We start from the raw sequence: 24695 nt of genomic DNA, 5'->3' as shown, positions 1-24695 counted from the left end.
AACGGTTTGGTAGATGGTAGATATTATGCATCGTAGCCGTGATTGATAAGTGCGCTGTTAAATGTGTTCATGGTGTTGTCCTTGTGGGGCGATGTTGATTAAGTGATACCATAAAATAAACACCCAGTTTGGAGCTGTGTGCAGATGTTAAAATGCCGCTGATGCAAAAGCTGCCTTGCATTTAATTTTTGCATTCGTTTTGTCATGACAAAAAAAATGCAAAATTATGACAAAATGAGCGCGTTTTTATAACCAGCTGCATCAAAATCAGGTTGTGCTATTAGTTCATTATTTTCGGTATGAAATGTTAACCAAGCAGGTAATTGAGAACCATCTGCGGTGCGTACCGAATAATTTAAGTGGCGGTCATAATCATCATGGAACAACGATTCAGGCAATGCAAAAGTAGCTTTCTGATTTTCTCGAATCAACCAAGTAGATAAGTTTTCAGTAACCTGTGGTGCTTGATTACTATTTCCATGACTATTTCCATTATTTAGCTGCTCTTGAATATGCAGCGCATTAGCCAATGAAACGAAATCCTTGCCGTCAGAAGTAAAGAACACATTTTGTGCATTAGGGTCATCTGAATTGAAAGTATAACCAATCAGATGCAATTCATCGCCAGCAATACCATTGTAGATAACCAATCCTTTTGCTGTTGGATTGATAGACAAATGGCTCAAGGAATCTAGCGAAATGATGGATTGACCTTGTAAATCCTCAATCGTAGTAATGCCATCACCGTGATGGTAGTAGTAATAATCTGAATCTAGTCCACCATTTAAATAATCATTTCCTTTACCACCATGCAAGTAATCTACTCCTGCGCCACCAAATAATTGGTCATCGCCGTCCATACCATACAAATTATCACTACCATCATCGCCATACAACATATCTTTGCCGACATTGCCAAACAAATAGTCATCACCGTTACCACCATAAAGCGTATTATTACCAATAATATGCGGTGTAACAAATGTGTTATCTCCATTTAATTCGCTCATGCCGCCCCATAAACGGTCATTTCCATCATCGCCGTACATGATATTATTACCAGAGCCGCCAACCATAACGTCATCACCAGCATTACCATGTAGAGTGTCATTAAAAGACTGATTCCAATCGGTAATTAATGCTTCATCAGCATCACCATGAATCACATCATTACCAGTTCCACCAAAAATGATGTCATCACCTTCATTTCCGTATAATTCATCATCTTCTTCATTACCATATAGGGAATCATTACCCATACCACCGATTAAAGTGTCCTTACCTGAACCACCATACAGAGCATCATCGTCTCTACCACCATCTAAATAGTCGTTACCATTACCACCATACAGAGTATCTTTACCTGAAATTAAAGGGTTATTGCGCGTACCATCATTTGCACCATCGCCAAATAACGTGTCATCGCCATCATCACCATACAATGTATCGTTACCACCATTACCAATTAATTCATCGTTGTCATCGCCACCATTCAATGTATCGTCAAAATGAGCAGTTGCACTGTCATCATCTCCTACTAATAAATCATGACCTTTTCCACCAAATAAACTATCACTACCTAACTGACCATAAAGTTTATCATCGCCATCATCGCCAGATAGAATATCTGAGCCTTCATTGCCAATGAGTATATCCGCGCCTGTGCCACCTGATAAAAAGTCATCGCCTAAACCACCTATAAGCGTGTCATTACCTTCTTCACCATACAAGAAATCATTACCAATTAATTCAGGCTCAGTCGTGATATTTTCATTAGAAAATTGATTACTATCTCCCCATAAGATATCGTCTCCCATACCACCATACAAAATATCATCGCCACCTTGACCTACTAATTGGTCTTTTCCTGCGCGACCGTATAGAGTATCGTTGCCATGATACTTAGCATCTAATCCTTTTACTAATTCATCTCCATAAAGTTTATCATCACCATCACCACCGTCTAAAATGTCATCATTACCATTACCGTAAATTCTATCGTTACCATCATCACCAAATAGCACATCAATGCCATTATCTTGCGGAGCTGCATTACCAGCATCTCCCCAAATCACATCATCATCAAGACCACCATGAATACGGTCATTACCCCCTTTGCCGATAAGAAGGTCTTTGCCTGTCTCATAGACAATATTTAAGCCATCTTCGCTTAAATGGTAGCCATCTCCATGAATATAATCGTCATGATTACTACCAAAAATGGTGTCATCTCCATTACCGCCCATGATTTCATCACCAGCAACATCATTAACTTTTTTTCCGCCAGAAAAGATAATTTCATTAGATTCGGTTTTATAGACACCCCATAATGTATTAGTCATTACAGAAAGCACTTCATCATGCTGTCCTAAATTGCTTATCCATCTATCATTTGAACTAATGCGATTATTAACAACTAAGTGATAACTAGAACTAATAAAATCGTTGCCATCTCCACCACGAATTTTATCTTGACCACCACCGCCAAACAGCATATCTGAGCCATCTCCACCTTCAATTACATCATTGCCTTGACCACCGCTTAGGGCATCATGACCACCCAATCCTTTGATAATACTGTCATTATTATCTGATTGAATAATGTCATTAAAGTCTGCTTCATTAACACCACCGATAATTTTGCCTGTTTTACTGTCGCGGTTATTCCATTCGTTTTTATAATTGCCGTTTTCATCTAAAATTGGGTGTGAGTCGCCAACCCATAAATGTGTTGGTGCAGTCTCTGTATTTGCATCAGTTGGTGGCGTATCATCAATCAAATGAATCCCCAAACCTGACCAATGAGACCCCTGCATGGTAATATGTTTAGATAATTTGAAATAATCTTTGATGGTAACAGCATCTTCACCATTTTTAACTAATAAATCATTGCCTTGACGAGTAGCAATCATGCCATTTGTACTGTTCCAAATATCAACCTTACTATCTTTACGCGAGAAAATCCCTGCGTTTTTAGTGCCAAACCAAACTGAACCATTCATATCACTATCAAAAATAGTGTCTTTATCTTGAATAACATAAGTATCAAAACCTGTGCCACCTTCTAGATAATCATTGCCTTCTTTACCTTTTAAAGTATCAGAATTATTGTTTCCGAATAAATGGTCATTCTTATCTGTACCCGTAATAGTATCATCACCATTTCCACCAATATAAGTAATTCCTTTTTCTAGATGAGTACGATAATGATTTAATTGGTGCATCTCATAATTTACAAGAGCAGAAATAGCAAAAACTAATGAACTTGGCAATAACATTTTCATTGCTATATCTAGCCCAAGTGCATTATATAGCATTTCTTCATTTAGTGGAGAAATGCTATCTTTCAAATCCAAATTTGTTGCCGTTGTACCTGTTAAAATATTTTTAGCATTACCATCAAAAATTACAACTTTTCCTGTTTCATCAAGATAATCAATTACTCCCGTATCCTTAATTCGTTCAAATTCTTGCAAAAAACCAGATAATCGGAAAACTGATATAGCAGCTTTCTCAAAAATATTTTTAGAATAATTTTTACTCAATAAAACTTCATCTTTAAATACAGTTTTAGCATTATTAATCAAAGAATCTTCATTAATATAATTAATTTTAACTTTTCTACCAATACCTGATGGATCAGTAATTTGACGGAGTAAATGATTAACTGCCTCAGCTACTTCAGTTCCACCTTCATAATCAAAATTTTCAGTTTTACTGGATTTGTAAGTAGCAGGTTTTACGATAAAATTATCAATTCTGATAGGATTCCCACTTTCATCAATGACAAATTGAATTTTATCGGTATCAAATGTTAATTTACTCGAACCAAATACAAACGCATTTTTATTTAAATTTTCCTTATTTAATACTTCTCCATGGTAAAAATAATAGTCTGCAGTAGGTTCTTCACTGATTTCAAAATTGTTTCTATTTTTTCCTTCAGATGGGTGAGCCTTCTTATTATAAAAAAGATGTCTAAATGCCTGATAATTTAATGAATAAGTTCCATCACTATTTTTATTAATAGATAATTCTTTTTCGTTGTGTTGCTTATTGTTATCGTTTATAATATCAACTTTTGTTCTTAATGTTTCAAAATTTTGAAAATCAGATACTAATAGTGTAGTATTATTCTCATGTTGATTTTTAAAAAAACGCTTAATGACATAAAATTCGTATGGATTAAAATTTTTTAATCCTGTTTTTTCTAAAAAATCAACTGAATCAACATCAACAGTTAAATCTTTTGTTCTGATCCATTTGCTATCTGCAATTTGGCTAGGTCTAATAACTTTACCTCTACCTTCCTCACCATACAAATAAAAAGATAGCATTTGTGTTGCATAATCTTGCGACAAATCTAACTTTAAATTAGCCATTTTAAAACTCCATAAAATTACATGTTATTAAAAGAAATAAATAAATTTCCTTATTTCCAATCTAATGTGTCTCCTAATTTCAAATTACAAAAATATAGTTGATTATTATAGGCAACTAATTCATACCCTTTAAGAAAATGTGGTAATTTACTATCCATTAGAACACATTGATTATCTAATTTCTCTTTCGGAATATAATTCCATTCTCCTAAATACCAAAAAAAATTGAAATCTGTAATGTTAGTTTTTTTTAAATCATCATTATTATTCTTTTCATTAAAATATTTTTTATTAATATTACCGCAATTATCCAAAGAAATTGTTTCATAATTCAATGTAATTGATTTTCCAGTACCTGCATTCATACTTAAATATTTAATAGTTAGATAAAAATTTCCTTTACCGATACTACGCCAATATTTAGGGGCATTCTCTAATGAAAGTCCATTTTTTTTATAAAAATCTAATGTATTTACTTTACAACAATCATTTGGATAAAAATCGTCCCACCTATTTTGACTAGCATATAAACTAAACAAATTATTTTGTTTATTTCTAAAATTTATATAATTCCCAAATTGATTAATTGGAAATGAATTAATTTTTACTCCCTGTGGGATAATTCTTTTACCTTTGTGGTTTTCTTTATAATTTAATTTATTTAACCTCAAATAATCTAATAAATTATAATTTCCTAATTGAGTAATTATACAATCTTCTGGACATTTTGGGATCTGTATTTCATCTGCTTCATCTAGTGATATTTTTGCTGTCTGTAAATATTTAAAATGGCTCTGCATACCACGATTAAGTAATTCATCTTCACTTAATTTACGATTTTCCGCCAAGCAAATACCCTGTTTATTTTTCTCAATTTCACTAATACTTAAAATTTGTAAGGGAGAGAGAAAAATACGAAAATAATAAAATGTAGATACTATAATAAAAAAGATACAAACTAAAAAAATTCTATTTATTTTTTTCAATTTCACACTTTCTTAAATTTAAAGATTTCAAATAAATGTAGGCAGTAAGGTGGGGAGGGATAACTCGTTGTCCACACATCACAATCTTCCAAACATTGCATTTAAATTAAAACGAATTTTACTAAAATTATCATAGTTTTAAATTATCGTCAACTACTTTAAGAATAATTTTTTATTTATACATCTTAATCCCAATTTATCATTTTTCACAAATTGGCGTTTTTCTTGATGTTTGATTTTACTGTCGCTGCATTTGAGGTTTGTATCAAAATGCACCATCTTATTGTTAAGAACGCTAATAATAGACATAATTTCAGGCTGCCTGAAAATAAAAAGAAGAAAAGTGTAATTTTAATGTATTCTTATATATTATTTCCAATCTAATGTGTCTCCTAATTTCAAATTACAAAAATATAGTTGATCATTATAGGCAACTAATTCATATCCTTTAAGAAAATGTGGTAATTTACTATCCATTAGAACACATTGATTATCTAATTTCTCTTTCGGAATATAATTCCATTCTCCTAAATACCAAAAAAAATTGAAATCTGTAATGTTAGTTTTTTTTAAATCATCATTATTATTCTTTTCATTAAAATATTTTTTATTAATATTACCGCAATTATCCAAAGAAATTGTTTCATAATCCAATATAATTGATTTTCCAGTATCTGCATTTATACTTAAATATTTAATAGTTAGATAAAAATTTCCTTTACCGATACTACGCCAATATTTAGGGGCATTCTCTAATGAAAGTCCATTTTTTTTATAAAAATCTAATGTATTTACTTTACAACAATCATTTGAATAAAAATCGTCCCGTCTATTTTGACTAACATATAAACTAAACAAATTATTTTGTTTATTTCTAAAATTTATATAATTCCCAAATTGATTAATTGGAAATGAATTAATCTTTACTCCCTGTGGGATAATTCTTTTACCTTTGTGGTTTTCTTTATAATTTAATTTATTTAACCTCAAATAATCTAATAAATTATAATTTTCTAATTGAGTAATTATACAATTTTCTGGGCATTTTGGGATCTGTACTTCATTTGCTTCATCTAGTGATATTTTTGCTGTCTGTAAATATTTAAAATAGCTCTGCATACCACGATTAAGTAATTCATCTTCACTTAATTTACGATTTTCCGCCAAGCAAATACCTTGCTTATTTTTCTCAATTTCACTAATACTTAAAATTTGTAAGGGAGAGAGAAAAATACGAAAATAATAAAATCCAAATGCTATAATAAAAAGAATACAAATCAAAAATTTTTTATTTATTTTTTTCAATTTTAATTACTTTCTTAAATGAAAAATTTGATGGTGTCCTGAAAAAGGTGCTATAAAAAATTCCAAACAAAAAGCAGCGAGAACAAGGTATATTTGAGTTGTGCATACACAAATTACCGTTTATTGTCCTCGCTGCAAAGGACACAATATAAAGAAAAATGGCTTTGATGACAATCAAAAACAACGTTATGCTTGCAAAGATTGCACAAGGCGTTTCATTTTTATGCCTATCACCAGAAAACAGGTCAAATGGTTGTCTTTGTTTGGGGTAAGCATGATTTGAAAATGGCTTTTGAATTAAAACAACGTTTAAAAGAGCAAAACATTACCTATGACTGTATTGCGAGTGATCATTGGCAATCCTTTGATACTGTTTTTGCAGATACTAATGAACGGTGGGCAGGTAAACAGCATACCCAAGCCATTGAAGTCAATAATTGTGCTATTCGCCATTGGATTGGCTTTGCCTACATCAATGCTTGTCATTGGCGTCAACGTTAGAAAAATAGAATTTAGATTAAACACCTTTTTCAGGGTACTACCGAATTTTTTATAGTATTTTTTTTAGGACACTACCAAAAAATGAAAGGCAGCCTGAAAATAATTTAATCTAAATAAGCCAATGCGTTAGCAATATCTTGATAAATATTTTCAATATTTTCAATGCCTACTGAAAATCGCAATAAACCTTTGCGAATGCCTAAGCCCTCCTTGATTTCAGGCGACATACCGCTATGCGATTGCGTGTAGCTGTGATTGACCAAGCTTTCCACACCGCCTAAACTGGACGCCATATGAATTAATTTCATGTTTTTGATAACAATATTGGCAGCTTCCAGTGTGTCATTTTTCAGATAAACCGACACAACACCTCCAAAATCACGCATTTGGCGTTTGGCTAATTCATGGTGTTCATGTTCGGGCAAAGCTGGGTAAAAAACTTTTTCAATGGCTGGGTGTTGTTGTAGACGTATGGCTAATTCACGCGCATTTTGGCAATGGCGCTCCATACGAACTGCCAACGTTTTGATACCGCGTAATACCAACCAACAATCCATTGGTGCAGCAATTGCTCCTGTCATAATTAACATATTGTTCAATGAGTTGGCTAATTTTTCATCGTTTACCGCCGCTACGCCAATCAATACATCAGAATGTCCACCCAAATATTTGGTTGCTGAATGAAACACAATATCGCAGCCCATTGTCAACGGATTTTGCAAATAAGGTGTGGCAAATGTGTTGTCCACGCCAACCAACGCGCCGTGTGCTTTGGCTTTTTTCGCCAGCGTTTGAATGTCCACCAAACGTAAAAGCGGATTGGACGGTGTTTCCAACCACAACATTTTGACTTGATGTTGCGCGAAAATTTCATCTAATTTTTCAGGCTGCGTCAAATCAGCAAAAATCACATTCACGCCCCATGATGCGTACACTTGCGTTAATAAATCGTAGCTGCCACCGTAAATATCGCTTACCGCCACTAATGTGTCGTTGGGTTGTAAAAACGTGCGGAAAATTACATCAATCCCCGCCACGCCACTGGCAAATGCAAAACCATGTGTGCCTTTTTCTAAAGTGGCGATGGTATCTTCTAAAATTTTGCGTGTTGGATTGGCTAAGCGTGAATATTTAAAGGGGATTTTTTCGCCGATTTCGTGCATCGCAAACATACTGTTTTGATAAATAGGTGGCATGAGTGCGCGATTGTGGTCGTTGTGGTCGTAGGCGGCGTGGATTAATTCGGTATCAAATTGCATGATTTTTCACTTAAATAATGAATGATGAGAGAAAATATATTAACGCGTTTCAGGCAGCCTGAAAAGGATTAGCCAATTTTTCATTTTCAGGCAGCCTGAAAATTTGAAACGCAGATTAGACAAATTTTGTTAGAATACCGTCTATTTTTCTGTATTTGGGAAATACTATGTCAGATGACAGCAAACTTCTTCCCCATCGCACGGCGATTGATAATATTGACAATCAACTTATTGATTTAATGAATGAACGTGCAAAACACGCACGCGCCATTGGCGAATTAAAAGGCACGGGCGTGGTGTATCGTCCCGAGCGTGAAGCGCAAGTATTGCGCCGAATCAAAGCGTTCAATACTGGGCCACTGACCGATGAAGCTGTGGCGCGGTTGTTTCGTGAAATCATGAGCGAATGTCTTGCCATTGAACGTCCTTTGACTATTGCGTATTTAGGGCCAGAAGGTACATTCACGCAATTGGCGGCTATGAAACATTTTGGACACGCCGCACACACCGTGCCGTGTTTGACGGTTGATGACAGCTTGCGTTTGGTGGAAGCGCGTCAGGCAGATTATGTGGTTGCGCCTGTGGAAAATTCCACAGAAGGTTCAGTGGGACGGACTTTGGATTTGTTGGTAAATACGCCACTACGTGTTTGTGGCGAAGTGGTATTGCGTGTGCACCATCATTTTTTGCGGACACAATATGTTGATTTTGCTGACTTAGATGCAGTGTACGCTCATGCACAAGCTTTGGCGCAATGTCAACATTGGTTGGCGAAAAATTTGCCTGATAATGTGAGCCGCGTGGCGGTATCCAGTAATGCGGAAGCTGCTAAACTTGCCGCACAAAATCCGCGTGTGGCGGCCATCGCCAGCCAAGCCGCCGCCGAAATTTACGCGCTAAATAAAATCGCCGCTAATATTGAAGACGAACCCAATAATACTACCCGATTTTTGGTACTTGGGCATCAAGATACCACGCCCAGCGGACATGACAAAACGTCTTTGATTGTCAGTGCGCCCAATCGTTCGGGAATGCTGCATCATATTATTGAACCATTGATGCAAACAGGTATTTCCATGACGAAATTTGAAAGCCGTCCCAGTCGGACGAATTTGTGGGAATATTTATTTTTCATTGATATTGAAGGACATTTTGCAGAACCGCGTATTCAAGCAGCTTTAGACGTGTTGCGTGAACGGGCAATGTTTATCAAAGTGTTAGGGGCGTATCCTGTTGCGGTGTTGTAATGGTTAAATTAAGCATAATGATTTCATCATATTAAAATGGCTTAATTTGACTGAATGTGCCGTTTTCAGGCAGCCTGAAATCTTTGCCAAACCCCACTTCGGCGCATTTTTTCGCGTTGAGCTTTTCTAACGCTTGAAAATATTTGAATGTTATCTACAACATTCTGAAAATAAATAATATAAATAAATTTAGAGGAAATTTGAATGATTCTATTGAATAAGAAATTAATGGTTTTGATGTGTATGGCGATGTTGTCTGCTTGTGGCTGCACCCCCATTTCCAAAAAACAACCCGATTTGTCAACCCAAAACAATCAAAATACCGCCAATTTAGAAACAGCCATCAACGCCTATCAGCAAAAAAATTACGCCACTGCTTTAACACAATTTCAAATGGCTGATTCTGCGGGTAATAAAATTGCGCCGCGTTATTTGGGCTTGTTGTATTTGCATGGTTATGGCGTGAAAAAAGATGAAAAATTGGCGTTTTCGCAATTTCAACGCGCTGCTCAATACGGCGATGTCGGTGGGCAATATTGGTTGGCATATTGCTATGAAAATGGCATTGGTACAAGTCAAGATTTGACTTTAGCTAAACAATATTATGTGCAATCTGCACAACGAGCAGATTATTCGGCTGCGCCTGCGTTGTTTGCTTTGGGGCGTTGGTACGAAAAGGGCGTGAGTGGCAAAGTGGATAAAAATCGTGCCGCCAATTATTACCAACTTGCCGCCGCCACAGGTTACACCGAAGCACAAGACGCATTGAAAAAACTCAATCTAGATACAGTTAAGACTATAAAATAATTGACCAAAATCATATTCAGACTGCCTTAATTAATAATTAATTTGATAAGCATGAAAGGCAGCCTGAAAACCCACACCGTCATCTCAAATTCACATGAAAATCAGAACCCCACCCATCAATCCAAAACTCATCGCAACCATACCTGTATTACTTAGTGCAGGTATTGCTACTGGCACGATTTATTTTTATGGCTGGTGGGGGATGTATTTGTCGCCATTGATTTTGGGGATTTTGGCAGGCGGTTTGGCAGATTTGGACAGTGGATTCACAGGCAGGCTGAAAAATATTTTGTTTTCCATGATAACGTTTGCGTTGTCATCGGTGGCGGTACAAATCACGTTTGATGAGCCAGTGTTTTTGGTGAGCACGTTTACCGCGTTGGCGTTTATTTTCACGATGTTTGGGGCAGCGGGGAATCGTTACCGTACCATTTCATTTGCGACTTTGGTGGTGGCGGTTTACACAGCATTGTCGCAAAGTAATCATTTGTTATGGTATGTAAACACAGGTTTGATGTTGATGGGGGCTTTGTTGCACAGTTTGTCCAGTTTGGTTGTGCATATTGTGTTTCCGCATCGCCCAGTGCAAGAAAGCATGGCGCAGGCGTTTAGTGTTTTGGCGAATTATTTGGATAATAAAGCCGATTTTTTTGACCCAGACGAAGTGGATTTTTTAGAAGCGAAACAATTGGAATTGGTGATGAATGATTCCAAAGTGGTTACGGCGTTCACAGCTTGCCAAAACGCACTGTTTTACCGAATGCGCGGACAACACCGCCATCCGCGCACCACCAAAATGTTGCGCTACTATTTTGCCGCACAAGACATTCATGAGCGCATCAGTTCTAGTCATGTGCATTATCATGCGTTTGCTGAGCAAATGAAATACAGTGATTTGATTTTTCGCATTCAAAGATTGTTGCGTTTGCAAGCGCAGGCGTGTCGTGAGTTTTCAGGCAGCCTGAAAAATAATGACGATTACGAATATTCTGCCAAACTCAAACGCGCCACTTTGGGAGCGGAAGCATCGTTGCAATATTATGCCAATGCGCCACAACAAGCCAGTGATATTGCGCCGTATCGTGTACAACGTTTACTGGATAACATCATGCACGTTAGCCGACAATTTAGCTGTTTAGGTGCAAATCATGATGACGATGAATATGCCAAAATCCGCATTTTGAAAGCGCGATTGTGGTCGCCAGAAATGGGCGGATTTAAAGGTGCGTGGCAACGTTTGCATCGTCATACTACATTGGCATCACCTGTTTTTCGCCACGCGGTGCGTATGGCAATAAGTGTTTGTATTTGTTGTGTTTTAGTTTATATTGTGCCGCAAATTCGCACGGATTTTTTGCCGTTACCCACACGAGATGAGAGCATTCATTTGGGCTACTGGATTTTGTTGACGGCAATTTATGTATGTCAGCCGAACTACTCTGCGACTAAAAAACGTTTGATTCAGCGTATTTTTGGGACGATTGCGGGGGTGTTGGTTGGTTCTGCATTGATTTTATTGAAACTTTCTTTAGAAGTGAAATTGGTGTTGATTGTGGTGATGTTATCATTATTCTTTTTGTTTCGGACCAATAAGCACAGTTTTTCCACATTATTTATTACCATTCAAGCTATTTTGAGTTTTTCTATTGCAGGTTACGATGTTAATCAATTTTTTGTACCACGTGTGGTGGATACGATGGTGGGCGCGGTGATTTCGGGCGCAGCGGTGTATTTTTTGTGGCCTGACTGGAAATATGTGGCTTTGGATAAAACAGGTAATGCCGCGATTCAAAGCAATGCAGGTTATTTGAATGCAGTGTTAGATGAATTGCATCAATATAATCAAATAGATAGTTTGGAGTATCGCCAAGCTCGCCGCAATGCCCAAGACAGTGCAGCGGCATTATCCAGTATGTTGTCAGATATGTCGGGCGATGTGCAGAAATTTGGTTTGCGCCTGAAAGATGGCTTTTTACTGTTAAAAATCAATTACTCGCTAATCAGTTATATTTCTGCACTGGGTTCATTTCGTAACAAAATGCGCCGTGATGACGATGAAACCATTTTTCTGATGCCGTTTTTTACCGTTGGTAATCAATTGGTTGAATTAATGAAAAATATGGTTATTTATTCGCAGGAAGATTTTCAGGCTGCCTTATTTGCCTTGCACAATGAATTAGAAAATATTCGTCCTGTCGTGTTGGAGCAACACAATATTTTAGCTGGAGAAAACGATAATAGCGCACAAAATCAAGTTCTTTGGCAACAGTTGATGATGATTAGCGAATTGTTGCAACCTTGCTATCATGCGTTGCAACGCATTAACTCGCCCGAGTTATACGCCGAAACCTTGACAAAATAATCGCGTGCAAACGTCTTGTTCGCGTTTTCAGGCAGCCTGAAAATGTTAAAATACACCCAATTGATTATTTAAAGAAAGAAAAGTTATGGCAATCAAATCAAAAGGCGGATTAGGACGTGGTTTAGATGCGCTGATTTCGATTTCTCCAGCCAGCTATGATGAAGAATCAGGCGATCGTTTAACCACGCTGCCGATTGCCGACATCACGCCTGGAAAATATCAAGCGCGTGTGCAAATGGACGATGCCGCATTAACCGATTTAGCGGAATCCATCAGGGCGCAAGGCGTGATTCAGCCTGTGATTGTGCGCGAACAAGGTGGACAATTGTATGAATTAATCGCAGGTGAACGCCGTTGGCGTGCTGCGCAGTTGGCTGGTTTGACTGAAATTCCTGTGGTCATCAAAAATGTGGACGATCGCAGTACCATGGCGATGGGCTTGATTGAAAATATGCAGCGCGAGAATCTCAATCCCATTGAAGAAGCACAAGGTCTCAAACGGCTGATTGACGAATTCGAATTGACTCATGAAACCGTTGCTGAGGCGATTGGGCGTAGTCGCAGTTCGATTTCAAATAGTTTACGATTGTTGAAATTACCCGAGCCTGTACAAGATTTGTTGTTTAAACGTCATTTGGAAATGGGACACGCGCGTGCGTTGTTGAGTTTGCCTGTGGCAGAACAACTTGATTTGGCACATAAAGCCGTGAAAAATGGCTGGTCGGTGCGCGAAATGGAACGCCGTAGCCAAAGCTTGATGACAGGCAAAAAAACAGAAACCACTAAACGCATTGATCCCGATGTCAATCGTTTAACCGATGCCCTGATTCAACAAATTGGCGTAGCTGCCGAAATCAAAACACGCGACCGCAAAAGAGGCAAAATCATTTTGAATTTTGATAATGCGGATACGTTTGAAATGTTGATGAAAAAATTGGGTGTAACCATTGATAAATAATTCAGGCAGCTTGAAAAATGTTAATTGCATTGAATAAACCTTATGGCGTGATTTGCCAATTCAGTCCACACGAAAAATACCGCACACTCAAAGATTTTGTGAACGTACCCAACGTGTACCCAGCAGGGCGACTGGACACCGACAGTGAAGGCTTATTGCTTTTGACCGATGACGGCAAACAGCAAGCCCGAATTACCGACCCACGCAATAAAATCGTCAAAACCTATTGGGCGCAATTGGAGGGTTCGCCCGATGCGGACAAATTGGCGCGTTTGCAGCAACCATTGGATTTGGGTGATTTTGTTGCACAACCTGCCCAAATTCGTTTGCTTGAAACCAATGAAATTGCGCAGATTTGGACGCGTCATCCGCCCATTCGAGAGCGCAAAACCGTTCCTGATTTTTGGTTGCAAATCCAAATTCGCGAAGGCAAAAACCGCCAAGTTCGCCGCATGACGGCAAAAGCAGGTTATCCATGTTTACGCTTGATTCGTGTGGGCATTGGGCGTGTTAACCTATTTGATTTGGGACTGGAATTGGGACAGTGGCAAGAGTGCAAAACTTTGCCGTGAATTATAATAGACTTCCTGCGAAACAATAATCCCAATTTTTTAAAATACGCTGAATTACAGGATTTAGCAAAATTCTAAAACCTAGAAAAATTGGGGTTTCGCTGGAAGTCTATTTTTTGTTTTTGTGTAATTTGGAAAAGGAATTTGTATAATGAAAAGGAACATTAGTTTAGATTTTTTTCGTGGAATTATGTCAATCGCTGTGGCATTGGGTCATTTTTTTCATTGGAATGGGCAAACAAGTAAGATGCCATTGTCATTTATATTGGCGGTTGATTTCTTTTTAGTGTTAAGTGGATTTGTGATTTCTGCCTCTGTTTTTAATAAAGAAAATTTTAATACGTATAAATTTATTAAAAGTCGGTATTTTCGGTTGATACCTGTTTATTTATTTTGCGTGATTATTACACTTATTCCGCAATATTTTTTTGCAGAGAATTTTGTTAAGCCAAATTCATTAGATGTCATCAGGATTTTATCTATTGGCGAGATGTTGCCAATGAATAATTTGCGATTTATATATTTTGAACCATTAGGTATTTCATACACTATTTCTGCGGAGTTTTGGGTAGGTGTTTTATTATTTCCATTAGTATTTGTAATAAGGAAATATGCTAGTCAATTATTATTACCAGTTTTGATAATATTCAGCCTATTTGCTTTTTTAAAGATAGTAAATGATACATCAGATTTTCTAAGGATTCACTATGCGCTTGCTTATCCATTTATTACTTATGGTGTAATTCGTTGTTTATTAGATTATTCACTAGGAGTTATAGCGTATACTATTTTTGAACAACGAACAACGAACAACGAACAACGAACAACGAACAACGAACAACGAACAACGAACAACGAACAACTGGGCAACCGTGTTTCAACTTATTGTATTAGTTCTATGTTTCTTATTGTATAGAAAAATTAGTTACAATCGTGTGAATGAATTTGTATTTCCATTTATTTGTATGGTATTTATTATTTCTCTGGCACATAGAAGAGGTGTTATTTTCCATTGGTTTAATAATGGAATAGGTCAATTTTTTGGTAATATTTCCTATCCAATGTATTTAATACATCCATTTTTTATCAATATATTTCAATGGACACATCAGGAATTCAATTATTTAAATAGTTTATTTTATATTTTACTATGTGTTGTATCTGCATTCTTTATCCATAAATTTATTGAAAAACCTTGTATAATTTATTTTTCTAAACAATTATAATATAGTAATTTTCAAACTATATTAAAATGAGCATTGCCTTAAAATCTAGTTTTAACTTAAATTAAAAATATTATGAAATTACAACAAACTTTATCCAATCAAATTGAACAAGCCTTTGCTGTCGCAGGTATTTCAGGCAGCCCGATTGTGTTGCAATCTCCCAAAGACGCGAAACATGGCGATTTTCAGATTAACGGCGTGATGGGTGCAGCAAAAAAAGTTGGACAGAATCCACGCGAATTAGCACAAAAAATTGCGGATGAACTCAATGGTAAAGGCGCATTTGCTGGTGCAGAAGTAGCGGGTCTGGGCTTTGTTAATTTGCGTTTATCGCCTGAATTTTTGGCGCAACAGCTTTCAGGCAGCCTGAATATTGAAAAAACCGCTACGCCTAATACCATTGTGATTGACTATTCGTCGCCTAATCTTGCCAAAGAAATGCACGTTGGGCATTTGCGCTCGTCTATTATTGGCGACAGTATTTCGCGTGTGTTGGAATTTTTGGGACACAAGGTCATTCGTCAAAACCATGTCGGCGATTGGGGGACACAATTTGGTATGCTGGTGGCATATCTGGTTGAGCAACAAAAGGATAATGCTGAATTTAAACTGGCGGACTTGGAGCAGTTTTACCGTAATGCGAAAATTCGTTTTGATGAAGATGCGGCGTTTGCTGATTTGGCGCGTGAATACGTTGTGAAATTGCAAAGCGGTGATGAAGCTGTGTTGGCATTGTGGCGACAATTTGTGGAAATTTCCTTGCAGCACGCGGAAGAAGTCTATGCGAAACTCGGTTTGAAATTGCAACGCGCTGATGTGGCTGGAGAATCTTCATATAACGCGGATTTGCATAATGTTATCAATGAGTTGGAAGCCAAAGGCTTGGCGGTGGATTCAGACGGCGCAAAAGTGGTGTTTTTGGATGAATTCAAGAATAAAGAGGGCGAACCTGCCGCATTTATTGTGCAAAAACAAGGTGGTGGCTTTTTATACGCGACTACGGATTTTGCCTGTATGCGTTATCGCGTGGGCAAACTGGGCGGTACGCGTTTGCTGTACGTGGTTGATACGCGCCAAGATTTGCATTTTAAACAATTGTTCACTGCATCGCGTAAAGCTGGTTGGCTGCCTGAAAACGTATCCGCTGAATTTATTGGTTTTGGCACGATGATGAGCAAAGACGGCAAACCATTTAAAACCCGTTCGGGTGATACGGTAAAACTAGTTGATTTGCTTGATGAAGCTGTGGAACGTGCCACGAAATTGGTGAGAGATAAAAATCCCAAATTAAGTGATTTGGACGCGGTAAAAATTGGCGAAACGGTGGGCATTGGCGCGGTGAAATACGCGGATTTAAGCAAAAATCGCACCAGTGATTATGTGTTTGATTGGGACAATATGCTGTCATTTGAAGGCAATACTGCGCCATATTTGCAATACGCTTACACACGCGTACAAAGCGTATTCAAAAAAGTGGGCGATTGGAATGTTCAGGCAGCCTTAAAATTGGAACAGCCTTTAGAACAGCAACTTGCGGTAGAGTTATTAAAATTTGAAGACGTGTTACAAAGCGTTGCAGAAACTTCGTTTCCACACTATTTGGCGAATTATTTATATCAATTGGCGACGTTGTTTAGCCGTTTTTACGAAGCCTGCCCGATTTTGAAAGCAGAGGGCGATGTACGCGATTCGCGTTTGAAATTGGCACAATTAACAGGCGAAACGTTAAAAATGGGTTTAGATTTGCTTGGGATTGATGTTTTAGACGTGATGTAAGAAAACCGTATTTACACCGCCAAGCTGCCTCATTTAGCACGCCTGCAGCGTTGAATTTCACGCTAATAGGAACGCTATTAGCATAAAATTTGCCTTACATTCATACCAACTAGGACAAAAATCATTTCACGTTGGCCATGAATATAGGTTCTAAGGTTTCAGTGCTGATAAACTTACCCACAAAATCTGTGGATAACCATGTGGACAGCCACTTTGTATGGTTGAAATTTGCTTTCGCGTGAGTTACCAAGCTATTTTTGCTTAAATTTTAATCAAATTAAATAATTTAAATTCAATAATTTAATTTGTAATCATTGATTTTGAATACATTTTTTAACATTGATATTTTGTTTTGTTTGTGGATAAAATGCTTGCGTATCAATAATTGAAATAACCACTGATAGGAAATAGCGATGCCTACTCTAAAATTCTCCAAAATGCATGGTTTGGGTAATGATTTCATGGTCATTGATGCCACGCGCCAAACATTCGATACTGCCAATGCCCCCATTCGCGAATGGGCAGACCGCCACACGGGCGTGGGATTTGACCAATTGTTAATCGTAGAATCCAGTCAAACCGAAGGCGTGGATTTTGGTTACCGCATTTTTAATGCCGATGGCAGCGAAGTGGAGCAATGTGGTAATGGCGCACGTTGTTTTGTTAAATTTGTTACTGAACAAGGTTTAACAGACAAACAAGAAATCGTGGTACAAACCGCTAAGGGCATCATCAAACCGCGTTTGAATGATGATGGTTTGGTAACCGTGAACATGGGGCAACCGCGTTTTGCACCTGAAGATGTACCGTTTGTGTTGCGTTCGGGTGAACAAGTGGGTGCGGTAAGCTATATTGTCGTGAAAGATTTGGATAGCGCGGAAATGTCGTTGGTCAACATGGGCAATCCACACGCGGTGATGTGGGTCGGTAATGTGGATGATGCGCCTGTGGAGAGTTGGGGCGCGGCGTTGCAAAATCATCAGCGTTTTCCACAAAAAGTAAATGTGGGTTTTATGCAAGTAGTTGATAAAAATCATATTAAATTACGCGTTTACGAACGTGGTGCAGGCGAAACGCAAGCATGCGGCACAGGCGCGTGTGCGGCGGTGGTGGCAGGTGTGCGTTTGGGGGCGGTTGCATCTGGCGAATGGGTGCGTGTGGTGTTACCAGGGGGGGAATTGCAAATCAGTTGGGAAGAGGGCAGTGATGTGATGATGATGGGCCCAGCTGTAACCGTATTTTCAGGCGAATTAACTTATTAATTTTTATTTGATAATCAGGCAGCTTAACCTTTCAGGCTGCCTGAAATACAAAATATTATGATGATAACAAATGATAAAAAATGGCTGCTCGTGGGAGCAGCTTTGATTATTTTGGCACTGTTAAAAGGGGCAATGTTGCTGTGGTGGGAGTCTCGCCAACCCATTCATCAAACGGCAAAATCTTGTCAAATCACGCAATCGGGTTGCCCATTTGGGCAGGGGGCAAATTTACAATTAGTGGGCGTGGGCGACAATAAAACGCCATTTCACATCCGTGCGACTGGGGTTGCGCCCAATACGCAGCAAATGACCGCATCGTTCAGTATGGTTGATATGGACATGGGATTTAATCGTTTTGTGCTGAATAAACAAGCAGATGGTACTTGGTTGGCGGAAAATGTGCATTTACCATTATGCACGCAATCTCGCCATGATTGGCTGATTCAATGGCAAGTGGACGACCAACATTTTCAGGCAGCCTTTCAGACAAAATAAGAACCTGTATTCATAGCCAACGTGAAATGGATTTTTGTCCCAGTTGGTGCGAATGTAAGACGAATTTTATGTCAATAGCGTTCCTATTGGCATGAAATTTAACGTAGCAGGCGTGCCAAATGGGGCAAAAAGACATCGCGCTTGGCTGTGAACACAGGTTCTAATAGTGTGGATTAAAATAAAAATTCCTTTTTTATTCAATATAGATAAAATTTTCAGGCTGCCTTCATTATTAAAACAAAGGCAGCCTGAAAATTTCAAACACGTTTATTGATTTAATTCTTTAGCCAAATACAACCACGTTTCCACAACGGTATCAGGATTCAACGATACGCTTTCAATGCCTTCTTCCACCAACCATTTGGCGAAATCGGGGTGATCAGACGGACCTTGACCGCAAATGCCAACATATTTATTTTGTTTGCGACATGCGGAAATGGCTAAATTCAGCATCACTTTTACCGCTGGGTTACGTTCGTCAAAAGTCGCAGCGATTGCACCGCCACTGTCGCGATCCACACCCAAAGTTAATTGCGTCATGTCGTTTGAACCGATGGAGAAACCGTCAAAATATTTCAAGAATTGTTCAGCCAACACGGCGTTACTTGGCAATTCACACATCATGATTAAACGTAAACCGTTTTTGCCACGTTCCAAACCATTTTCTTTTAAAATGGTAACCACTTGTTCTGCTTCGGTTAATGTGCGGACAAATGGAATCATGATTTCTACATTAGTCAGCCCCATTTCATCGCGAACGCGTTTCAATGCGCGACATTCCATGGCGAAACATTCTTTGAAATTTTCAGATACATAACGTGCCGCGCCACGGAAACCCAACATGGGATTTTCTTCGTGTGGTTCGTAAATATCACCGCCAATTAAACCAGCGTATTCGTTTGATTTGAAATCAGACATACGCACAATGGCTTTTTTCGGATAAACCGATGCAGCCAAAGTTGCTACGCCTTCTGCAATTTTGTCCACATAAAAATCGGTTGGTAATGCGTAACCTGCGATGCGGTCGCGGATTTCGTCTTGTAAATCTTCATCTAATTTATCAAATTCCAACAGGGCTTGTGGGTGAATACCGATTTGGCGATTGATGATGAATTCCATACGTGCCAGACCAATTCCTGCGCTTGGAATATTAGCAAAACTGAATGCTAATTCAGGATTACCGATATTCATCATGATTTTCACAGGGGCTTCTGGCATATTGTCCAATGCGATTTCTTCTACTGCTACATTTAATAAACCATTGTAAATCAAACCTGTATCGCCTTCAGCGCAAGACACGGTAACCGCTTGACCTTCTTGCAGTACTTCGGAGGCGTTACCACAACCCACCACCGCAGGAATACCCAATTCACGTGCGATAATCGCCGCGTGGCAAGTACGACCACCGCGATTGGTAACGATGGCAGCGGCACGTTTCATCACGGGTTCCCAATCTGGGTCGGTCATATCGGTTACGAGTACATCACCCGCTTCCACTAAGTGCATTTCGTCTGCACCTTTGACTAAGCGCACCTTGCCTTGACCAACTTTTTGACCGATGGCGCGACCTTCTACTAATACTTTGCGTTCGCCTGTAATGCTGTAACGGCGTAAGCTATTTGATTGATTTTCTTGAGATTTAACAGTTTCTGGGCGTGCTTGTAAAATATACAATTTGCCGTCCACGCCATCACGTCCCCATTCAATATCCATTGGGCGATTGTAATGCTCTTCAATAATTAAGGCGTATTTGGCTAATTCTGTAATTTCTTCATTAGAAATAGAGAATTTTTTGCGGTCTGCCACAGGCACATCAACCGTTTGCACGGATTTACCAGCTTGCGCGCTGTCGGTGAATGTCATTTTGATGAGTTTAGAACCCATGGTTTTGCGCAAAACGGCAGGTTTACCTGCGCGTAAAGTAGGTTTGTGAACATAGAATTCATCGGGATTGACGGCACCTTGTACGACCGTTTCACCCAAACCATAAGATGATGTAATGAATACGACATCTTCAAAACCACTTTCCGTGTCAATGGAGAACATCACACCAGCTGCGCCACTGTCGGAGCGTACCATGCGTTGTACACCAGCCGACAACGCCACTACATCATGATCAAAGCCTTTATGGACACGATAGGAAATGGCACGGTCATTATACAAAGACGCGAATACATGGTGCATCGCTTCTTTTACATTATCTAATCCTTTGATATTTAAATAAGTTTCTTGTTGTCCTGCAAAAGACGCATCGGGTAAATCTTCCGCCGTTGCAGAAGAACGTACCGCCACAGAAATATCCTCGCTGCCTGCATCGGCGACCATTTTGTTCCACGCGGTTTCAATTTCTTGATTTAATTGTTCGGGGAAAGGCGTTTCCAAAATCCATTGGCGGACTTCTTTGCCAACACGCGCCAATTCGGTTACATCATCCACGTCCAAAGCCGCCAACGCACTGGAAATCCGTTCATTCAGCCCATCATGTGCTAAAAATGCGCGGAACGCTTCAGCGGTTGTGGCGAATCCACCTGGAACGCGTACTCCTTTTTCGGTCAATTGGCTAATCATTTCGCCCAAAGAAGCGTTTTTGCCGCCAACACTTTCCACATCGCTCATGCGTAAGTTTTCAAACCAGATAACGTATTGAGACATTTTGCTGCGTCCTTTCGCAAGTATTGTAAAGTTAAGATAATTTACTGAATGAATGAGAGACAAATTTGAGATGACCCTGTCTTATATATGGGGTTATTCTAGCGGTTGTTGGATTATCTGTCATGCTTTTGTCATGAAAAATCTTCAGGCTGCCTGAAAAATCAAGGTTTTTCAAAATGTAGTTGGATGAAATTTTTTTGAAAAATATGGCGTAATTTTTCTTTTGAAGAAAGTTTAAATTTTTTAATTGGGTTTATTTTCCTATTTTTTGCTACTAAATGATAATTTTAACGCATAAACTGGCTAATTTGTAGTCATATGTAATTTTAACATTTTTATTTAAAAAAAGCAGCCCATCATCTTCAGGCTGCCTGAAAAATAAACAAAATGAGAATGTTAATTAATTTTCTTCCATACCCCATTTTTCTTTGCGGAATTTGGTTATGGCATCGTAACGATTCTGTCCGTTATTTTGTTCCATTTTGGCGATTTGACGCGCTTCATCAAACAAGGGCGTGAGACTACTGTTGGGGTGTGCTTTGGCGAAATCTGACCAAGTTTTTTCAATTTTTTGATACTCTTGCGCCACATCTTTTAAATCTGGATTAGTGGATGCTTCCACAGGTGTGTTGTCCATGCCAAATAAAAAGCTGTCAGCATAATGTTGAAATTGTTCTTTTGCTTCTTTAGCATATGCGCTATCAGGATATTTTTTGATGAACGATTCCCATGCGAAAGCACGATCACCCAATTCTGCCCAAGGTACGATAATGGCGGCATCGTTTTCCACAGGTTTTTTGTCATCGTTGGCGTTTAAATCAATGAATTCCGCGACATCGGGCGTTACTTTGCCAGCAAATAAATTTTTAAAATAATCGGGCTGTTGGCGAATAGATACGATGCCTTCACCTTCATCAAAAAATACCAATCCTACGCTAGCGAGTTTGTCCATGCGTGCTTTGACTTCGCCTTTTGGGATACTGGGTTCGTCTTCATTTTCGGATTGCTGCCAATTTTCTTCGTTATGATATTGTTCTCCTAAGAATTTTTCTTCTTTTTTAGTTAATTCTTCGGTGGCGGCTGCGACAGCTTTTCGGTGTTCGGCGTAGATTTCGTTGGCTTGTTCGGGTGTAGCGTTTGCTAATTTGTCTTTGGCGGCTTGGGTTAAAGCGGCGAACTCTGCGTATTCAGGCGCAATTTTTGCACTGGGTGTTGTTGGCGTATTGAGGGAGCTTTTTGACGCGGATTCGGTGGTTTGAGTGGGTTTATTCGGGGCTTCTGTAGAATCTTTTTGGTTACAGGCTGCCAATGAGGTTAATGCTAATAAAGTGGCGATGTATATTTTACGCATGATATTTTCCTTAAAAAATACGTTATACTAATTTATTTGAAAAGAAAAGGAAATACGCCCAACAATTTTATTCACGAAAAATATTTTGAGAATAAAATTGTTGGGCGAGTGGTTTTTCAGGCTGCAAAATGATTATTCAACCAGTTCCCCTGATAATGAGAATGTTCGCGCTTCGGTAATTTCCAATTCAACCATCTGATTAATTAAATCTGCTGAACCGTAAAAATTGACTACGCGATTATTAGCGGTACGTGCTTGCAGTTGGTCGGGGTCTTTTTTGGACACCCCTTCCACTAAGCAACGCTGAATCGTGCCAAGCATTGCTTGGTTGATGCGTGCGGTTTCAGCTTCAATCACTTCGTTTAAGGCTTCTAGACGGCGTACTTTTTCTTCGTGAGGCGTATCGTCTGGCAGATTTGCAGCTGGTGTACCAGGACGCGGACTATAAATAAACACAAAACTCAAATCAAAGGCAATGTCTTTTACGAGTTTCAGTGTTTGTTCAAATTCGCGTTCGGTTTCTCCTGGAAAGCCGACAATAAAATCGGAACTCAAACACAAATCAGGACGGATAGCACGCAATTTGCGGATAATGGATTTGTATTCCAACGCGGTGTAGCCACGTTTCATTGCCGAGAGTACGCGGTCAGAACCGCTTTGAATCGGTAAATGCAAATGCGAAACCAATTTCGGTAAATCACGATAGCATTCAATAATCGCATCGGAAAATTCACGTGGATGGCTGGTTGTGAAACGCATACGTTCAATTCCCGGAATTTCGTGAACAATCCGCAGCAAAGTCGCAAAATCGCAGATTTCACCGTTATCCATTTCACCACGATAGGCGTTCACATTTTGCCCTAACAAGTTAATTTCTTTCACGCCTTGTTGTGCTAAATGGGCAATTTCAGTCAGTACATCGTTGAGTGGGCGAGAAAATTCTTCGCCACGCGTGTAAGGCACGACACAAAAACTGCAATATTTAGAACAGCCTTCCATAATGGAAATAAACGCGCTGCCACCCTCCACACGCGCAGGTGGTAAGTGGTCAAATTTCTCAATTTCGGGAAACGAAATATCTACTTGAGATAAACCTGTGGTTTCTTTGTCCATAATCATTTTAGGTAAGCGGTGCAGCGTTTGCGGTCCAAAAACCACGTCGACATAAGGCGCACGTTCAATAATTGCTTCGCCTTCTTGCGATGCCACGCAACCTGCTACACCAATGATTAAATTGGGGTTTTCTTTTTTAAGATGTTTGACGCGCCCTAAATCGGAAAATACTTTTTCCTGTGCTTTTTCGCGTACTGAACAAGTGTTAAATAAAATGATGTCTGCACCATCAGGCTCGTTGATTTGTTCGATATCGCCATGTTCTTCGGCTAACACGGCGAGCATTTTTTCGCTATCGTATTCGTTCATTTGACAGCCAAAAGTGCGGATAAAGACTTTTTTCATGGTTTGTTTACCTAATCAGGTAGCCCGTAATTGCGGGGCTGAGTTGCAATAATTTTCAGGCTGCCTGAAAAAATAGGCAGCCTGAAAAACGTAAAA

18 protein-coding genes are annotated in these 24695 nt (G+C 38.9%); 11 read left to right on the top strand and 7 right to left on the bottom strand.

Annotation, left to right across the window (positions count from 1 at the left end):
• Window positions 1–224: 224 nt before the first annotated feature.
• The 3 genes from BWP33_RS13185 to BWP33_RS10630 form a co-directional block, all read right to left on the bottom strand.
• Complete coding sequence (locus BWP33_RS13185) at window positions 225–4382, bottom strand: calcium-binding protein (RefSeq protein WP_158666833.1); 4158 nt, start codon at window positions 4380–4382, stop codon at window positions 225–227.
• A 50-nt stretch (window positions 4383–4432) separates the two neighbouring features.
• Window positions 4433–5374: a hypothetical protein gene (locus BWP33_RS10635; RefSeq protein ID WP_104930399.1), complete on the bottom strand. Its 942-nt coding sequence runs from the start codon at window positions 5372–5374 to the stop codon at window positions 4433–4435.
• 363 nt (window positions 5375–5737) lie between these two features.
• Window positions 5738–6673 carry a hypothetical protein gene (locus tag BWP33_RS10630; RefSeq protein ID WP_104930398.1) on the bottom strand — a complete coding sequence of 312 codons (936 nt, stop codon included), beginning with the start codon at window positions 6671–6673 and terminating at the stop codon, window positions 5738–5740.
• Window positions 6674–6773: 100 nt separating this feature from the next.
• Here BWP33_RS10630 and BWP33_RS13330 point away from each other — a divergent pair, with 100 nt between their 5' ends.
• Window positions 6774–6956: an IS1/IS1595 family N-terminal zinc-binding domain-containing protein gene (locus BWP33_RS13330; RefSeq protein WP_155999516.1), complete on the top strand. Its 183-nt coding sequence runs from the start codon at window positions 6774–6776 to the stop codon at window positions 6954–6956.
• Complete coding sequence (locus tag BWP33_RS10625; RefSeq protein WP_224451243.1) at window positions 6875–7174, top strand: IS1 family transposase; 300 nt, start codon at window positions 6875–6877, stop codon at window positions 7172–7174. The genes BWP33_RS13330 and BWP33_RS10625 overlap by 82 nt, the downstream gene beginning before the upstream one ends.
• 104 nt (window positions 7175–7278) lie before the next feature.
• Here BWP33_RS10625 and BWP33_RS10620 read toward each other — a convergent pair whose 3' ends face one another.
• Window positions 7279–8433: a trans-sulfuration enzyme family protein gene (locus BWP33_RS10620; RefSeq protein ID WP_002641315.1), complete on the bottom strand. Its 1155-nt coding sequence runs from the start codon at window positions 8431–8433 to the stop codon at window positions 7279–7281.
• 167 nt (window positions 8434–8600) lie between these two features.
• Between BWP33_RS10620 and pheA the strand changes: the two genes are divergently transcribed.
• From pheA to BWP33_RS10575, 9 genes are all read left to right on the top strand, one after another.
• A complete protein-coding gene (gene pheA, locus BWP33_RS10615) occupies window positions 8601–9680 on the top strand; it encodes a prephenate dehydratase (RefSeq protein WP_002641316.1) in 1080 nt (359 codons plus the stop codon).
• Window positions 9681–9884: 204 nt separating this feature from the next.
• Window positions 9885–10487: a tetratricopeptide repeat protein gene (locus BWP33_RS10610; RefSeq protein WP_002641317.1), complete on the top strand. Its 603-nt coding sequence runs from the start codon at window positions 9885–9887 to the stop codon at window positions 10485–10487.
• 94 nt (window positions 10488–10581) lie between these two features.
• Window positions 10582–12849, top strand: coding sequence for a YccS family putative transporter (gene yccS / locus BWP33_RS10605; protein ID WP_002641318.1), 2268 nt, complete (start codon window positions 10582–10584; stop codon window positions 12847–12849).
• An 85-nt stretch (window positions 12850–12934) separates the two neighbouring features.
• Window positions 12935–13807, top strand: coding sequence for a ParB/RepB/Spo0J family partition protein (locus tag BWP33_RS10600; protein ID WP_002641319.1), 873 nt, complete (start codon window positions 12935–12937; stop codon window positions 13805–13807).
• Window positions 13808–13824: 17 nt separating this feature from the next.
• The gene (locus tag BWP33_RS10595) at window positions 13825–14379 is read left to right on the top strand and encodes a pseudouridine synthase (protein ID WP_002641320.1); all 555 of its coding nucleotides are present in this window, start codon (window positions 13825–13827) and stop codon (window positions 14377–14379) included.
• Window positions 14380–14530: 151 nt separating this feature from the next.
• Window positions 14531–15295, top strand: a complete 765-nt coding sequence (locus BWP33_RS10590; RefSeq protein WP_002641321.1) for an acyltransferase family protein — start codon at window positions 14531–14533, stop codon at window positions 15293–15295.
• A gap of 382 nt (window positions 15296–15677) precedes the next feature.
• Window positions 15678–17381, top strand: coding sequence for an arginine--tRNA ligase (gene argS, locus BWP33_RS10585; protein ID WP_002641322.1), 1704 nt, complete (start codon window positions 15678–15680; stop codon window positions 17379–17381).
• A gap of 413 nt (window positions 17382–17794) precedes the next feature.
• Window positions 17795–18643 carry a diaminopimelate epimerase gene (gene dapF, locus BWP33_RS10580; RefSeq protein WP_002641323.1) on the top strand — a complete coding sequence of 283 codons (849 nt, stop codon included), beginning with the start codon at window positions 17795–17797 and terminating at the stop codon, window positions 18641–18643.
• A 57-nt stretch (window positions 18644–18700) separates the two neighbouring features.
• Window positions 18701–19138 (top strand): hypothetical protein, encoded by a 438-nt coding sequence (locus tag BWP33_RS10575; RefSeq protein ID WP_002641324.1) that lies wholly within the window; start codon window positions 18701–18703, stop codon window positions 19136–19138.
• Window positions 19139–19405: 267 nt separating this feature from the next.
• Here the strand turns inward: BWP33_RS10575 and ppsA are convergent, their stop codons facing one another.
• From ppsA to miaB, 3 genes are all read right to left on the bottom strand, one after another.
• A complete protein-coding gene (gene ppsA, locus BWP33_RS10570; RefSeq protein WP_002641325.1) occupies window positions 19406–21790 on the bottom strand; it encodes a phosphoenolpyruvate synthase in 2385 nt (794 codons plus the stop codon).
• 400 nt (window positions 21791–22190) lie between these two features.
• A complete protein-coding gene (locus BWP33_RS10565; RefSeq protein ID WP_002641326.1) occupies window positions 22191–23141 on the bottom strand; it encodes a hypothetical protein in 951 nt (316 codons plus the stop codon).
• A gap of 132 nt (window positions 23142–23273) precedes the next feature.
• Window positions 23274–24599 carry a tRNA (N6-isopentenyl adenosine(37)-C2)-methylthiotransferase MiaB gene (gene miaB, locus BWP33_RS10560; protein WP_002641327.1) on the bottom strand — a complete coding sequence of 442 codons (1326 nt, stop codon included), beginning with the start codon at window positions 24597–24599 and terminating at the stop codon, window positions 23274–23276.
• Window positions 24600–24695 lie beyond the last annotated feature (96 nt).

It is taken from the genome of Simonsiella muelleri ATCC 29453, assembly GCF_002951835.1.
GTDB classification, from domain to species: domain Bacteria; phylum Pseudomonadota; class Gammaproteobacteria; order Burkholderiales; family Neisseriaceae; genus Simonsiella; species Simonsiella muelleri.
The sequence above is the reverse complement of the archived record's forward strand: the minus strand, read 5'-3'. Positions and strand labels throughout refer to the sequence as shown.